This is a genomic window from Xanthomonas sp. GW (assembly GCF_014236815.1).
Classification (GTDB): Bacteria; Pseudomonadota; Gammaproteobacteria; order Xanthomonadales; family Xanthomonadaceae; genus Xanthomonas_A.
On record NZ_CP051189.1, the window covers coordinates 2,840,319 to 2,856,238 of the forward strand.

Below are 15,920 nucleotides of genomic sequence, written 5' to 3' on the forward strand. Positions count from 1 at the left end.
CGCTGCCGCGCCCAGGCCGGACCGGGCCGCGATCACTCGGCGATCGCCGCCTCGCCCTCGCCGGCCGCCGTGCGCAGGGCCGCGCGGTAGCGGCGGCTGCACGGCACATGGCTGCCGTCGCGCAGGTGCACGCGCGCCTCGCCGGCCTCCAGCGGCTCGATCGAGACCACGCAGCCCAGGTTGACCATGTAGCTGCGGTGGATGCGCACGAACACGGCCGGGTCGAGCCTGGCCTCGATCGCGGCCATGGTGCTGCGCAGCGGGTAGTCGTGGCCGCGCACGCGCAGGTTGACGTAGTTGCCCGAGGCCTGCAGCCATTCGATATCGGCGGCGGCGACCAGGAAATCGCGGCCGAGCTTGCGCACCAGGAAGCGCTCCGGGCGCTCCAGCGACTCCACCGGCGGGCCTTCGTCGGGCGCACCGAGCAGGGCCGCCTCGCCCTGCCAGCGGCGCAGCAGGAAACGGTACATCTCCACGCACAGCAGCATCGAGGCCAGGCTGCGCACGTCCTTCAGGTATTCGTAGGCCAGCCCCTGCGGCCACGGGCCGAAGTCGTAGTGCTGGTCCTGCAGCCGGTACACCACGCTGCGGACCGCGACCATGCCCAGCACGTGCAGCACCGACAGCGCGACGCTGCCCAGCAGGTAGGCCGGCAACCGCCGCCGCCAGTTGTCCCAGTGCAGCGGATAGCGCCGGGTCAACAGCACCACGATCGGCACGATCAGCAGGAACACCAGGCCGCTGGACCATTCCCACAACGCCGGCTCCCACGCGGCGAAGTGCAGCCCGGTGCGGCGGATGTCGATCAGCACGGTGATGCTGTTGGCGATGCCGTTGACCAGGGTCAGCGCGACCCAGAAGCCGATCTCGAAACTGCGGCGCCACGGCAGGAAACGGGAGTAGACGCTGGTGGCTGGCGATTCGGACATGGCGCATTTTAGCGCGCCGGCCACTCTGCAATGGCCGGCGCACGGACGGCCTCAGCGCACCTCGAACTCGCCGACCAGGATCGTCTCCTTCTGGTCCTTCAGCCGCAGCGTCACCTGCTGGTCGCGCTGCGTGGCGCCGCCCCAGCCGGTGCTCAGCTGCAGGTGCAAGGTGGTGGCGCCGGTGACCAGCGGCTGGCGGTCGCCGAAGAAGTTGGCTTCCACCTTGTACTTGCCCGGCTTGGCCCGGCGCAGCGAGAACTCTTCCGGCCCGTAGCCGCCGGTGAAGTCCTGCGACAGCTGCCCGCCCTGGTAGGTCGAGCGGTGCGCGTAATAGCAGCGCTCGCCGTTGGGATCGGTCACCCACAGGTCCATGTCGCTGTTGTCGCTGTCCCAGTTCAGCACCACGCGCAAGTCCAGCGGCAGGTTGCGCTGCAGGCGTGGGTCGATGAAGCCGGTCTGCAATGGCTGCTGCGACTGCGCCACGATCGCATTCAATTCGTTCAAGGCGATCAGCGCCACGCCGTCGAAGCGGCTGTCCCAGTCGCGCGCGACCACCTGGTACAGCTGTTCGATCGCGGCCTGCGCGTCGCCGCGCGCGGCGTAGGCCAGGCCCAGGTCGCGGAAGCTCTGCGGCTCTTCCTCGCCCAGCCGCAGCACCTGCTCGAACACCGGCACCGCCAGGTCCGCCCTGCCCGCCTGCAGCAACCGGTAGCCGAGCACGCGCAGCACATGGCGATTCTCCAGTTGCAGTTCGGCCAGGTTCGACAGCACGCGCAGCGCCAGTTCACGCTGGCCGCGTTCGAACAGCACGTCGGCCACGTCCAGGTAGAACGCAACGCTGTCGGCGTGCGCGGCGCGCTCGCTCAGGTACAGCGGATAGACCGCCTCCGGCGCGGCGGCGCGCAGGCGCCGGGCGTAGGGCGAATCCGGCTGCCACGGCTGCAATGCCAGGGAAATCGTGGTGGACGCGGGCGCGCCGGCACGCGCATCGGCGTCCGCCGGTGCCGCAACCGCGGCGCTGACGGCCATCGCCTCCAGCTCAGCGGGCTCCGCTGCCGGCATCGGCGCGGCGGGTGCCGGCGGTGGCGCCATGGCCATCACCGGTGCGGGCCGCGAAACCTCATCCCGCCGTTCCCGACGGGCGTCCCCGTCCTCGCCTTGCGGCTTGGGCTGCGGCGGCGCGTTCTTCGGGAACGTGCGCTGCCACCAGGCGACGCGCTGCGCGAAATCCTCGGCGACGCGATCGATGCGCTGCTTGCGCTGCTCGCCCTGCTCTTGCTGGCGCTGCGCCTGCGCGCGTGCCACCGCCTCGCGCAGCGCCGGCGGCGGCGCGATGTCGTAGCGTACGTAGTCGTCCACGTTCTCCAGCACCAGCAGCGAGGTGTCGGCGCTGACCATGCCGAAGCGGCTGGCCAGTTGCTGGCGGCGCGCGGCGTCGCCGAGCGGATCGGCGGCCAGGCGGCGCAGCATGGCCCGCGCCCAAGCGCCGGGCACCAGATCGCCCGGTACCTCGCTGGCGTCGCGCAACGGAAGGCTCAAGCGGCGCGTACTGGCGGCAGTGGCGATCTCCAGGTGCAGCGTCGCATCGGCCGCGAGCAGGCGCCCGGCGATGCGCAGATAGCCGTCGTCGGCGTAGCGCGAATCGGCGACCAGATCGGCGACGCCCTCGCCCTGCAGCGCCACCAGTTCGCCGCCGCGCTGCAGCAGCCGTTCGCTGGCCTGCTGCACGCCCTGCATGCCCTGCAACTCGATTAAGCGGCCGCCGCGCGCTTCCGCCGACGATGCCAGACGTGCCGCATCGGCATGGGCGCCAGCCGAATCGATCGCGTACAGGCGCTGGCCCGGCGCCAGCGTCGGCAAGGCCTGCGCGCCGTAGTTGCCGAGGCCATCGCTGAACAACAGATACTCCTGCACGTCCGCCGCCGGCCGCCAATCGCCCAGCGCGCTGGCGCCGTCCGGCTGCAGGCCCTGCAGCGTCGCTTTCAACGCGTTCCACTCGCCAGCGCGCACCTGGAACCGGCGCGGCGCCTCAGCGCGGTCGCGCAGCACGATCAGATCGACCTGCGCGTTACCCAGCGCGGCGAAATAGCGCTGCAGCAAGGCCAGTTCCGCAGGAATATCGCGCTGCCGCGCCGAACCCGATGCATCCCACAGCAGGCCGATGCGCTGCGGCAACGGGCGGGCGCTGTGCAGATCGGCGATCGGCAGCAGCGCCTGGAAGTAGCGCTGGCCGTCGTGGCTGCCGACCGCGACGCGTGGATCGCTGGTCGCGCGCAGCGACAGCGCCAGTTCCCTGGGCAGTTGCGCTGGCGTGCCCGACCACGCCGCCGCGTAACCGCCGGGCGCCGGTGACAGGCGCAGGCCCGCAGGCAACGCCGCGGTGTCCACCGGCGCGGCCTGCATATTCAACTCCAGGCGCAGCGCCTGGGCGCTTGCCGCATACCCCAGCGGCAGCCGCCACTGCCAACCGGCGGCAGTGCGCGGCAGCGACTCGCGATAGACCAGGCGCACGCGGCGGCTGCCGTGCGCGGGAATCGGATAGAGCCGCAGTTGGAACTGGTTGCCGGCGGTCTGCTCGACCAGGCCCGGGTCCACGCCGCGCCGCTCGATCGCCTCGAACACCTGCCGCCCACGCGCCTTCGGCACCGGCACCGCGTCGCGCATCTGTCCGTCGATGTCCAAGGCGAAGCCGCTGATCTGCTGGCCGTCGCGCAGCGGGAACGCCAGTTGCCCTTCCAGCACGCGCGCATTGGGGTTGAAGAACAGCAGCTCCACCGTGGTTTCGGCCAGGCCGGCCGCGGCATGCGCGCTCACCGTCGCCGAGCGCAGCTCGACCGGGCGTTCGCTGCGATCGGTCTTCAGCAGCGGGGCCAGGAGTTGTCGCTGCGGCGCGGTCTGCGCCAAGGCCGGCACGGCGGCGGCCGACAACAGCGAGAACAACAGCAGGCACAGGCCTTTGCGTGCGACGTACGGCATGGATCACTCCTTGATGGGTCGGTACAGCTTGAACGTCCGGTGCGGCGCTGTGGGGTTAGCCAGAATCTTCGTGCGGTGTGCTTGGGTCGCTGAGTCTTGCAGCGATGCGGCTGATCCTATCTTTACCCAGCCGTCTTTGAGGGGAGAGCGGCTAGCGGCCGTTCCCTTCTCCCATCGGGACCATGGCCCCCTTTTCGGGGGAAGGTGCCCCGAAGGGGCGGATGAGGGTACGAGCGCAGCCTCGTGCACCCAAACTCCGCGAGTCGCTTTCGCGCCGTACCCTCACCCCAACCCCTCTCCCGATGGGAGAGGGGCTAATCGGCTGTTCCCTTCTCCCACCGGGAGAAGGTGCCCCGAAGGGGCGGATGAGGGTACGGGCGCAGCCTCGTGCACCCAAACTCAGCGAGTCGCTTTCGCGCCGTATCCTCTCCCCAACCCCTCTCCCGAGGGGAGAGGGGCTATGCGCGCTCGGCTGTTCCCTTCTCCCCTCGGGAGAAGGTGCCCCGCAGGGGTGGATGAGGGTACGGGCGCAGCCTCATGCACCCAAACTCAGCGAGTCGCTTTCGCGCCGGACCCTCACCCCAACCCCTCTCCCGAGGGGAGAGGGCTATGCGCGACCAGGCAACGCGCGCGCGGCAAGGACGCTGGATCAGCCCGTAACGCTCCGGCAATGCTCAACCACCAACTGCACCGCCTCGCCGCCGCGATAGTCGTCGGCGACCAAACGGTAGGCGATGTGCACGCGGCGGCCGGGTTCGTCGCCGCGCCAACCGTTGAAATGGATCGCGTTCAACGGCTCGCCGCGGCCGGCGCAGCGCAGGCTCAGCTTGAGGTGGCGCTCCTTCAGCAGGCGCCACTGCAACACCTCGAACTCGCCGTCGAACAGCGGCTCGGGGAAGCCCTGCCCCCATGGCCCGGCCAGGCGCAGCGCCTCGGCATGGCGATGGTCCAGCTCATGCGGATCCAGCGCGCCGTCGCTGAGCAGTTCGGCCTGCAGCAGCGCCGCGTCCAGGCTGGCCAGCGCATGTTCGCGGAACAGCTGTTCGAACTCGGCCAACGCGGCGTGCGGCAGGCTCAGCCCAGCAGCCATCGCATGGCCGCCGAACTTGTCCATCAATCCGGGCCGGCGCGCCTCCACTGCGGCCATCGCATCGCGGATGTGGAAGCCGGGAATCGAGCGCGCCGAGCCGCGCAACTGGTCGCTGCCCGGCTCGGCCGGGGCGAAGGCGATCACCGGGCGGTGCAGGCGGTCCTTCATCTTCGAGGCGACCAGGCCGATCACGCCCGGATGCCAGTCGGCATCGAACAGGCACACCGCCACCGGCGGCGCGTCCGGCGCGGCCAGCAGCGCCTGCGCCACGGTGGCCTCGGCCTCGTCGGTCATCTGCTGCTGCACCGCGCGGCGCTCGCCGTTGATCTGTTCCAGCGTGGCGGCGATCTCGCGCGCCTGCTGCGGGTCCTCGCACAGCAGCAGCTCGATGCCCAACGCCATGTCCTCGAGCCGGCCGGCGGCATTGAGCCGCGGCGCCAGCGCGAAACCGATGTCGCTGGCACTGAGCCGCGCCGGATCGCGGCCACTGGCTTCGATCAAGGCGCGCAAGCCGATGCAGCCGTCGCCACGCTGCAGGCGGCGCAGTCCGGCCGAGACCAGCGCGCGGTTGTTGGTGTCCAACGGCACCAGGTCGGCGACGGTGCCGACCGCGACCAGGTCCAGCAGCACCGTCAGATCCGGTGGCTGAGTGGCGAACGCGCCGCGCTCGCGCAGGTGCCGGCGCAACGCCAGCAGCACGTAGAAGATCACCCCGACGCCGGCCAGCATCTTGCTCGGGAAGGCGTCGCCGGCCAGGTTCGGATCGACGATCGCGTCGGCCGGCGGCAACACGCTGCCCGGCAGATGGTGGTCGGTGACCAGTACCTGCCAGCCCAGCGCCTTGGCCGCGGCGACGCCGGCATGGCAGGCGATGCCGTGGTCGACGGTGACCAGCAGGTCCGGCTGCAGCGGCGCCAGCTCCGCGACCAGCGCCGGCGACAGCCCGTAGCCATGCACCATGCGATTCGGCACCGCGTGCAGCACCTGCGCGGCGCCGAGCAGGCGCAGTCCGCGCACCGCGACCGCGCAGGCGGTGGCGCCGTCGCAATCGAAATCGCCGACGACCAGGATGCGTTTGCCGGCTGCGATCGCCGACGCCAACAAGGCGACTGCCGCGTCGATGCCGCTCAGCGCATCCGGCGGCAGCAACTGCGCCAGTTTCGGCTGCGCCAGGCTGGCCTCGTGCGCGCCGCGCGCGGTGTAGATGCGGCGCAGCAGCGGCAGCACGCTCTGCGTCCACGGCCCGCCCTCGGCGGCCGGCCGCCGGGTGATGCGCAGCGGCGGGCTCATGCGTCCAGGCGCGCCAGCGGCCGCCGCCAGAAGCGCCAACGCTGCTCGCGCCCGATCCGGAAACGCGTGCCGTCCTCGAAATCCAGCAGCAGTTGCTGCAGTTCGCCCAGGCGCAGCGCTTCGAGCAGCGGCTGCATCACCTCGCCGACGAACTGCTCGGGCGCGCGCAGCTGGCGCAGATCGACCAGCGCATCGACGCGCGGCGTCTGCTCGGCATCGATGCCGGCGGCCTGGGTCAGCGCGCGCAGCAGCGGCTCGCGGCTGCGCACCTGCGCATGCGCGCTGCTCACCGTGGCCGGCAACGCGCCGCCGCCCCAGAACCACAGCGAGTTGATCGCCGGCTGCCCGCGCGCGCTGCGTTCGCGGTTCCACGGATGCTGGTGCAGCAGCACCTGCGCCTCGGTCAGCAGCGCCCGCCAGCGCCGCCCGCCGTCGCCCTGCGGCAGATGGTCGAACAGGTCGGCGCCGAGCACCTGCGCCGGTGCGGCGAACTCGGGCAGCACGCTGTCCGACGCCAGGCGCAGATACCAGCGGGTGGGTTCCGGCGCGTCCAGCACCAGGCCGGACTCGGCGAACAGGTCCTGCAGCGAAGGCAGCAGCGCGGCCAGGTCGATGGCGTCGATCGCGAGCATGTCGCCATGCGCCATCAGCCGCGCGCCCTGCATGTCCGGAACCACATAGGCCGGATCGGCACGCAGCCATACCGCGTCGCCGGCGTCGCCGGCATCCAGCTGCCGGGTCAGCGCCGCCACCGGCCATTGCCCGGGCGGCAGGGTGAAATGGCGGCGCAATTGCGCTTCGGAGCCGGGCTGCAGGCGCTCGCGCTCGGCGCGGCCGAACGCCCGCGCCACCTCACCGGTCAGCGCCGCAGCGGCCAGGCGCGCGCGCTCCGGCAACAACAAGGTGGCGACCGCCACGGCGTCAGCCGACGTATTCGACGCTGACGATCTCGTACTCGCGACGGCCGGCCGGGGCGTCGATGCTGACGCTGTCGCCTTCCAGCTTGCCGATCAGCGCACGCGCCAGCGGCGAGGAGATCGCGATCAGCCCCAGCTTGATGTCCGCTTCCAGATCGCCGACCAGCTGGTAGCGCTTCTCTTCGTCGTTTTCCACGTCGGCCAGGGTCACGGTTGCGCCGAATACCACCTTGCTGCCGACCGCCAGCTTGCTGACGTCGATGATCTCGGCATGCGACAGCTCGCTCTCCAGCTGCTTGATGCGGCCTTCGATGAAGCTCTGCTGCTCGCGCGCGGCGTGGTATTCGGCGTTTTCCTTCAGGTCGCCGTGCGCGCGCGCCTCGGCGATCGCGGCGATGACCTGCGGCCGCTTGACCGACTTCAACTGGTCCAGTTCCTCGCGCAAACGCAGCGCGCCTTGCATGGTGATCGGGGCTCTCACGCTTCCAGCTCCTTGTGCAGTTCCTGCAGCGCCCAGACCGGACCGGTGCCGCGGAATTCCAATGAATGCACCAGCGCGCGGGCGCCAGCGACGGTAGTCGAATAGGTCACGCGATGTTGCAGGGCTTCGCGCCGGATCGAGAACGAATCGGAGATCGCCGCGCGGCCCTCGGTGGTGTTGACGATATACACGATTTCGCCGTTCTTGATCAGATCGACGATATGCGGGCGGCCCTCGGCCACCTTGTTGATCTGGTCGCACTGCAGGCCATGCTGGCGCAGCCATGCGCAGGTGCCGCTGGTGGCCACCAGGGTGTAGCCGCGCTCGACCAGCGCCTGCGCCACCGGCAGCACGCGCTGCTTGTCCGGGTCGCGCACCGACAGGAACGCCTTGCCCAGCGGCGGCGCCTTGATCCCGCCGGCTTCCTGCGCGCGCGCGAACGCGGCGCCGAAGCTGCGGCCCACGCCCATCACCTCGCCGGTGGAGCGCATCTCCGGGCCGAGGATCGGATCCACGCCCTGGAACTTGGCGAACGGGAAGATCGCTTCCTTCACCGAGTAGTAGTCGGGCACGATCTCCTTCAGCGCGCCCTGCTCGGCCAGGGTCTTGCCGGCCATGCAGCGCGCGGCGATCTTGGCCAGCGCCATGCCGGTGGCCTTGGACACGAACGGCACGGTGCGCGAGGCGCGCGGGTTCACTTCCAGCAGGAACACGATGTCGTCGCCGGCCTCGTCCACCTGCACCGCGAACTGGGTGTTCATCAGCCCGACCACGTTCAGGCCCTTGGCCAGCATCACCACCTGGCGGCGCAGTTCGGCCTGGGTCTTGGCCGACAGCGAATACGGCGGCAGCGAGCACGAGGAATCGCCCGAATGCACGCCGGCTTCCTCGATGTGCTCCATCACCCCGCCGATCAGCACGTGGCCGTCCTTGTCGGCGATGATGTCCACGTCCACTTCCACCGCGTTGTCGAGGAAGCGGTCGAGCAGCACCGGCGAATCGTTGGAGACCTTGACCGCGTCGCGCACGTAGCGCGCCAGGTCCGATTCGCCGTAGACGATCTCCATCGCGCGGCCGCCGAGCACGTAGCTCGGGCGCACCACCAGCGGATAACCGATCTCGCGCGCCAGCACCAGCGCCTCTTCAGCGTTGCGGGCGATGCGGTTCGGCGGCTGCTTCAGGCCCAGCTTGTCGACCAGCTGCTGGAAGCGCTCGCGGTCCTCGGCCAGGTCGATCGAGTCCGGGCTGGTGCCGATCACCGGCACGCCGTTGGCTTCCAGCGCGCGCGCCAGCTTCAGCGGGGTCTGCCCGCCGTACTGCACGATCACACCCTTGGGCTGCTCCAGCTCGACGATCTCCAGCACGTCTTCCAGGGTCAGCGGCTCGAAGTACAGGCGGTCGGAGGTGTCGTAGTCGGTGGACACGGTCTCCGGGTTGCAGTTGACCATGATGGTTTCATAGCCATCCTCGCGCAGCGCCAGCGCCGCGTGCACGCAGCAGTAGTCGAACTCGATGCCCTGGCCGATGCGGTTGGGGCCGCCGCCGAGGATCATGATCTTGTCGCGATTGCTGGGCTTGGCCTCGCACTCGTCCTCGTAGGTCGAATACAGGTAGGCGGTGTCGGTGGCGAATTCGGCCGCGCACGAGTCCACCCGCTTGTACACCGGGCGCACCTTGTGCGCGCGGCGCAGCGCGCGCACCGCCGCCTCGTTGGTGCCGCACAGCTCTGCCAGGCGCGCATCGGAGAACCCGGCGCGCTTGAGCGTGCGCAGGCGCGCGGCGTCCAGCGAGCCCAGGCCATCGGCAGCCAGCTGCTTCTCCTGCGCGATCAGGTCCTCGATCTGGTCCAGGAACCACGGATCGATGAACGACAGCGCATGCACCTGCTCCACACTCATGCCGGCGCGGAACGCGTCGGCGACGTAGAACAGCCGCTCCGGACCGGGCGCCTTCAGCTCGCGCTTGAGCGCGGCCATGTCGTCCTCGCTGCCCAGGTCCAGCCCGGTCGGGTCGAGCCCGATCTTGCCGGTCTCCAGGCCGCGCAACGCCTTCTGCAGCGATTCGGAGAAGGTGCGGCCCATCGCCATCACCTCGCCTACCGACTTCATCTGCGTGGTCAGGCGCGCATCGGCCTGCGGGAACTTCTCGAACGCGAAGCGCGGGATCTTGGTCACCACGTAGTCGATCGACGGCTCGAACGAGGCCGGAGTCAGGCCGCCGGTGATCTCGTTCTTCAGTTCGTCCAGGGTGTAGCCGACCGCCAGCTTGGCCGCGACCTTGGCGATCGGGAACCCGGTGGCCTTGGAGGCCAGCGCCGAGGAGCGCGACACGCGCGGGTTCATTTCGATGACGACGACGCGGCCGGTCTGCGCGTTGATGCCGAACTGCACGTTGGAGCCGCCGGTGTCCACGCCGATCTTGCGCAGCACCGCGATCGAGGCGTCGCGCAGGCGCTGGTATTCCTTGTCGGTCAGGGTCTGCGCCGGGGCCACGGTGATCGAGTCGCCGGTGTGCACGCCCATCGGGTCCAGGTTCTCGATCGAGCAGACGATGATGCAGTTGTCCGCGGTGTCGCGGACCACTTCCATCTCGAACTCCTTCCAGCCCAGCACCGACTCTTCGACCAGCACTTCGCTGGTCGGCGACAGCTCCAGGCCGCGGCCGACGATCTCGATCAGCTCCTCGCGGTTGTAGGCGATGCCGCCGCCGCTGCCGCCGAGGGTGAAGCTGGGGCGGATGATGGTCGGATAGCCGACCCGGGTCTGGATCTCCAGCGCTTCTTCGAGGGTGTGCGCCACCGCCGCCTTCGGGCATTCCAGGCCGATCTCGCCCATCGCCACGCGGAACAGCTCGCGGTCCTCGGCCATCATGATCGCTTCGCGCTTGGCGCCGATCAGTTCCACGCCGTACTTTTCCAGCACGCCGTGGTCGGCCAGGTCCAGCGCGCAGTTCAGCGCGGTCTGCCCGCCCATGGTCGGCAGCAGCGCGTCGGGCTTTTCCTTGGCGATGATCTTCTCGACCGTCTGCCAGTTGATCGGCTCGATGTACACGGCGTCGGCCATGTTCGGATCGGTCATGATCGTGGCCGGGTTGCTGTTGACCAGCACCACCCGGTAGCCCTCGTCGCGCAGCGCCTTGCATGCCTGCGCGCCGGAGTAGTCGAACTCGCAGGCCTGGCCGATGACGATCGGGCCGGCGCCGATGATGAGGATGGTTTTTAGGTCGGTGCGCTTGGGCATGGGGATTCTCAGTAAAGTCGGTCCTGCCACGCCGCGGGGGCGCGCCAGGTGATCTGGTCGGACGATCGGGCGTCGATCGCACCATGGTCGACCGCGGCGCGAACATTGCGCTGCATCGCGGCCCAGCTGGGAGCGGCGGCACCGATGCGCGCGCCGATCCGGTTGTTGTGGGCATCCATCGCCCGGCTCGCGTTGCCGCGCCCGTCGCGCTCCATCACCGCCGTCACCCAGTCCACGCAGCGCGGCGACAAGGTGTAGGCGACGATGGCGCTTGCCAGGCTGTGGCGGTACGCATCGGCCGGGCCGTTGCGCCCGCCGGGCAGGCCGGCGCCGAGCCACTGCGCATAGACCGCGACCAGCACGAACAGCGGATACGCGGCGAGCGCCAGCAACGCCAATACGCCCCAACGCCAGCGGCGTGGACGCAGCGACGGCGCCAGCGCGGCGCTCATCAGGCGGCGGCCGCCATCAGCGCGGTGAAGCGATCGAACAGCGGCGCCACATCGCGCGGGCCCGGCGAGGCTTCCGGGTGGCCCTGGAAGCTGAAGGCCGGCGCGTCGGTCAGTTCGATGCCCTGGTTGGTGCCGTCGAACAGCGAGCGGTGGGTCACCCGCACGTTGGCCGGCAGCGACGCTTCATCGACCGCAAAACCGTGGTTCTGCGAGGTGATCATCACCCGGCCGCTGTCCAGGTCCTGCACCGGATGGTTGGCGCCGTGGTGGCCGTGGCCCATCTTCAGGGTCTGCGCGCCGGCGGCCAGCGCCAGCAGCTGGTGGCCCAGGCAGATGCCGAAGGTCGGGATCTTGCTGGCCACGATTTCCTTGATCGCCGCGATCGCGTAGTCGCACGGTGCCGGATCGCCCGGGCCGTTGGACAGGAACACGCCGTCCGGCTGCATCGCCAGCACCTCGGCGGCAGGCGTCTGCGCCGGCACCACGGTGACCTCGCAGCCGCGCTCGGCAAGCATGCGCAGGATGTTGAGCTTCACGCCGTAATCGTAGGCCACCACCTTGTACTTCGGTGCGGCCTGGGCGAACGCGTTGCTGTCCAGGTCGAGCTGGCCGTCGCGCCACGGATAGGCCTTTTCGGTGGAGACCACCTTGGCCAGGTCCATGCCCTTGAGCCCGGGGAACTTGCGCGCCGCTTCCAGCGCGGTGTCCACGTTCACTTCGCCGGCCATCAGCGCGCCGTTCTGCGCTCCCTTCTCGCGCAGGATGCGGGTCAGCTTGCGGGTATCGATGCCGGCGATGGCGACCACGCCGCGCTGGATCAGCCAGTCCGGCAGCGATACCTGGCTGCGCCAGTTGCTGGGACGGCGCGGCACGTCGCGCACGATCAGCCCGGCCGACCAGACCTGGGCGGCTTCGTCGTCCTGGTCGGTGCAGCCGGTGTTGCCGATATGCGGGTACGTCAGGGTGACCAGCTGACGGGCGTAGGAGGGATCGGTGAGGATCTCCTGGTAGCCGGTCATCGCGGTGTTGAACACCACTTCGCCGACGGACAGGCCGGCGGCGCCTACGGATTCGCCCTCGAACACGGTGCCGTCTTCAAGGACAAGGATTGCGGGTTGAGTCACGGGGTTCGCCTTGGGGAGAGAGGAACCCTGCCCCACCAACTTGCGGCTGCAAGAAACCGCGAACTCGGCGCTTCTCCGGGTCCGTGGCGATGGGTAACAGGCGAGCGAGAATTGTACCGACGCGGACCTGTCCGCGCCAGACGTTTATGTGAAAGCGCCGTTCAGCCGAGCAGATCGCGCAGCCGGTAGGCCCCGGGCGCGCGGCCCGGCAGGCGCGCGGCGGCATGCAGCGCGCCGCGGGCGAAGATGTCGCGGTTGCTGGCGCGGTGCACCAGTTCCACCCGCTCGCCGAGTCCGGCGAACTGCACCAGGTGCTCGCCGACGATGTCGCCGGCGCGCAGGCTGGCGTAGCGCGGCTGCGCGCCACCGTGCGCGGCGGCCTCCCCCAGGGTCAGCGCGGTGCCGGACGGGGCGTCCTGCTTGTGCACGTGGTGCGATTCGACGATGTCGCAGTCCCAGCCCGGCAGCGCCGCGGCGGCGCGTTCCACCAGGTCATTCAGCACCGCCACGCCCAGGCTGAAGTTGGACGCCCAGATCAGCGGGATGCGCGCTGCCGCGTCGGCCAGCGCCTGCCGCTGCGCCTCGTCCAGACCGGTGGTGCCAGACACCAGCGCCGCGCCGCGCGCCACGCACAGCGCCAGCACCGGGTCGAAGCCCTGCGGCAGGCTGAAATCGACCGCCACGTCGAACGCAGGCGCGCCGTTCAGCTCGGCCGCAGCGAAGTACGGCACCCCGTCGACGACCCGCTGCGCCGGCGCCCGCCGGATCACCGCGGCTGCCACCTGCAGCGCCGGGTCCTGCGCGGCCAGGCGCAACAACGCCTGGCCCATGCGGCCGGATGCGCCATGAATCAACACACGTACGGGGGAAATGGTCATCGCCACAAGGTAGCGGTTTGTCGCGATCCGCGACAGGGGTGCGGCGCTGTGGCGGTGGTTAGCGACGGAGGCGGTTTGGGCGTTGACGGTATCCGACGTCGGAAAGTCTGCGCTCCGCTCGTCGCGACTCAAGTCGCTCCCACACGGGTCTTGTGGCTCTCTTGCAGGGTGCCCTGTAGGAGGGGCTTCAGCCGCGAGAGACAAGCAAAATCGCCAGGCTTCCTGACATCGTTTGTCGCGGCTGAAGCCGCTCCCACAGGGACTTGAGATCAGCGCGCTGGTGTACTGCGGGGGTGGGCTCGGCTCCGACACATCCGGCGCCGGAAGGTCCGGCGCTTCGTTGTCGCGGCTGAAGCCGCTCCTACAGGGACTTGCGATCAGCGTGCCGGGTGCACTGTAGGAGGGGCTTCAGCCCCGACATCATCCATCCGCAGCCGGAAATTCCACCGTTCCGCTGGTCGCGGCTGAAGCCGCTCCTACTAAGGCTCGCGGCCAACCCGTCGGGTGCACTGTGGGAGGGACTTCAGTCCCGACGGCCCAGCGGCCGGAAGGACCATGCCCCCTGCTTCGCGGAAAGAAGTCGCGCGCGCCTACTCCGCTGCCGGCTGCCCCAGCAGCCTCTTGTCCCAGCACTCGACCTCGCGCTGGGCCAGGCGCCGCTCGAACAGCACGCGCCAGTTCGGCACCAGCGGCAGCGCCAGCACCTGTTCCAGCTGCGCCATGTCCACCTCGCGCCGATACAGCAGCTGGATCAGCCGGGCCAGCGACCAGGCCGGATACGGCCGCTCCAGCAGGACCAGCCGGTCGCCGGCGGCGACCTCGCCGGGCTGCAGCACGCGGTAATACCAGCCGGTGCGGCCGCTTTCCTGCACGCGCCGCGCCAGCGCGGCCACGCCGAAACGGTCGGACAACTTCCAGCACGGCTGCCGCGATTGCGAGACCTCGACCAGCGCCGTGCCCAGCCGCAACCGGTCGCCCAGGCACAGGTCGGCCTCGGTGGCGCCGAGCGTGCTGAGGTTCTCGCCGAACGCGCCCGGCGCTTCCAGCAAGGCGTGCGCGCCCAGCTCCTGGCGCCAGGCCGCGTAGTGGTCGCGCGGATAGTGGTGCAGCGCCTTGTCCGGGCCGCCGTGCACGCGGCGGTCGCCCTGCTCGTCCAGCTCCAGGCCTTCGATCCCGATCCGCAACCGCCCGGGCAACGGCCGCTTGTTGATCGCGCTGCGGCTGCCGGGCCGGGTGAAGTCCTGGACGCGGCCGACCAGCACCGCATCCACGCCCAGGTCCAGATCCAATGCAGCAGCCGCGTGCATGCGCAGGCGCCCGGGTGCCGAATCAGGCCGCCGCGCCGCGATGCGCGGCGATCTCGGCCTGCAGCAGTTCGCCGAGGATGCGCACACCGCTCTCGATGCGTTCTTCCGGCACGGTCACGAACGACAGGCGCAGGGTATTGCGCTGCGGCTCGACCGCGTAGAACGGCGCGCCCGGCACGAAGGCGACGTTGCGCTCGATCGCCTTGGCCAGCAGCGCGCCGCCGTCCATGCCTGCCGGCAATTCGACCCAGATGAACATGCCGCCGGCAGGGCGATTCCAGCGCACCTGCGACGGGAAATACTTCTCCAGCGCCGTCAGCATCTGCTGACAACGGCTTGCATACAGGCTGCGGATGCCGGGGATGTGCGCATCCAGGAAGCCGTCCTGCACCGCCTCGTAGACGATGCGCTGGCTGAACGAGGGCGTGTGCAGGTCCGCCGCCTGCTTGGCCTGCACCAGCTTGGCGTGCACCGCCTCCGGCGCCACCACGAAGCCCAGGCGCAGGCCCGGCGCCAGCACCTTGGAGAACGACCCCATGTAGATGGCCGCGTCCGGATTCATCGACAGCAGGCTCGGCAGCGTGTCGCCGCTGTAGCATAGCTCGCCGTAGGGGTCGTCCTCGACGATGGGCACGCCGGCCGCGGCCGCGCGCGCGACCAGCGCCTGGCGCCGGTGCAGCGGCAGGCGCCGCCCGGTCGGGTTCTGGAAATTCGGCAGGCAGTACATGAAGCGCGCGCCGGCCAGTTGCGCGTCGTCCAGCGCGTCCACCACCAGTCCGTCGTCGTCCGACTGCATCGCCGCGAACGCCGGCTGGAACAGCGAGAACGCCTGCAGCGCACCGAGATAGCTCGGCGTCTCCACCAGCACCTTGCTGCCTTCGTCGATGAAGACCTTGCCGAGCAGGTCCAGGCCCTGCTGCGAGCCGGTGGTGATCAGTACCTGGCTGGGGCGGATGCTGGCGCCGTCGCGGCTCACGCGCGCCGCCACCCATTCGCGCAACGGCAGATAGCCTTCGGTCGGGCCGTATTGCAGCGCCGCCTGCGGCGCCTCGCGCAGCACCTTGTCGCAGGCGTACTGCATGCGCGCCACCGGGAACGTGTCCGGCGACGGCAGCCCGCCGGCGAAGGAGATCACCTCCGGGCGTTCGGTGACCTTGAGGATTTCGCGGATTGCCGAACTGGTCAGCGCCTGCGCACGGCGGGAGAACTGGAAGGTGGTCGTCATGGCCAATAGCAT

At 70.0% G+C, this 15,920-nt stretch carries 11 protein-coding genes; all 11 read right to left on the reverse strand.

Features of this window, described 5'->3' with window-relative positions; all coding sequences use genetic code 11:
* Window positions 1-32: 32 nt before the first annotated feature.
* A complete protein-coding gene (locus tag HEP73_RS12185) occupies window positions 33-929 on the reverse strand; it encodes a LytTR family DNA-binding domain-containing protein (protein WP_185820197.1) in 897 nt (298 codons plus the stop codon).
* A gap of 51 nt (window positions 930-980) precedes the next feature.
* Window positions 981-3,905 carry a VIT domain-containing protein gene (locus HEP73_RS12190; RefSeq protein ID WP_185820198.1) on the reverse strand — a complete coding sequence of 975 codons (2,925 nt, stop codon included), beginning with the start codon at window positions 3,903-3,905 and terminating at the stop codon, window positions 981-983.
* A gap of 649 nt (window positions 3,906-4,554) precedes the next feature.
* Window positions 4,555-6,285 (reverse strand): single-stranded-DNA-specific exonuclease RecJ, encoded by a 1,731-nt coding sequence (gene recJ, locus HEP73_RS12195; protein WP_185820199.1) that lies wholly within the window; start codon window positions 6,283-6,285, stop codon window positions 4,555-4,557.
* A complete protein-coding gene (locus HEP73_RS12200; RefSeq protein ID WP_185820200.1) occupies window positions 6,282-7,202 on the reverse strand; it encodes a phosphoglycerate mutase in 921 nt (306 codons plus the stop codon). The genes recJ and HEP73_RS12200 overlap by 4 nt, the downstream gene beginning before the upstream one ends.
* Window positions 7,203-7,206: 4 nt before the next feature.
* Complete coding sequence (gene greA, locus HEP73_RS12205; RefSeq protein WP_170867603.1) at window positions 7,207-7,671, reverse strand: transcription elongation factor GreA; 465 nt, start codon at window positions 7,669-7,671, stop codon at window positions 7,207-7,209.
* Window positions 7,672-7,679: 8 nt separating this feature from the next.
* Complete coding sequence (carB, locus tag HEP73_RS12210) at window positions 7,680-10,922, reverse strand: carbamoyl-phosphate synthase large subunit (protein WP_185820201.1); 3,243 nt, start codon at window positions 10,920-10,922, stop codon at window positions 7,680-7,682.
* Window positions 10,923-10,930: 8 nt separating this feature from the next.
* Window positions 10,931-11,374: a DUF6973 domain-containing protein gene (locus HEP73_RS12215; protein ID WP_185820202.1), complete on the reverse strand. Its 444-nt coding sequence runs from the start codon at window positions 11,372-11,374 to the stop codon at window positions 10,931-10,933.
* Window positions 11,374-12,498 (reverse strand): glutamine-hydrolyzing carbamoyl-phosphate synthase small subunit, encoded by a 1,125-nt coding sequence (carA, locus tag HEP73_RS12220; protein ID WP_185820203.1) that lies wholly within the window; start codon window positions 12,496-12,498, stop codon window positions 11,374-11,376. Before carA ends, HEP73_RS12215 begins: the two co-directional genes overlap by 1 nt.
* A gap of 161 nt (window positions 12,499-12,659) precedes the next feature.
* Window positions 12,660-13,376, reverse strand: a complete 717-nt coding sequence (gene dapB / locus HEP73_RS12225; protein ID WP_185820204.1) for a 4-hydroxy-tetrahydrodipicolinate reductase — start codon at window positions 13,374-13,376, stop codon at window positions 12,660-12,662.
* 590 nt (window positions 13,377-13,966) lie between these two features.
* On the reverse strand, window positions 13,967-14,683 hold the full coding sequence (locus HEP73_RS12230) for an MOSC domain-containing protein (RefSeq protein WP_185820205.1): 717 nt from the start codon (window positions 14,681-14,683) through the stop codon (window positions 13,967-13,969).
* Between the two features lie 22 nt (window positions 14,684-14,705).
* The gene (locus HEP73_RS12235; RefSeq protein WP_185823401.1) at window positions 14,706-15,914 is read right to left on the reverse strand and encodes an aminotransferase-like domain-containing protein; all 1,209 of its coding nucleotides are present in this window, start codon (window positions 15,912-15,914) and stop codon (window positions 14,706-14,708) included.
* Window positions 15,915-15,920 lie beyond the last annotated feature (6 nt).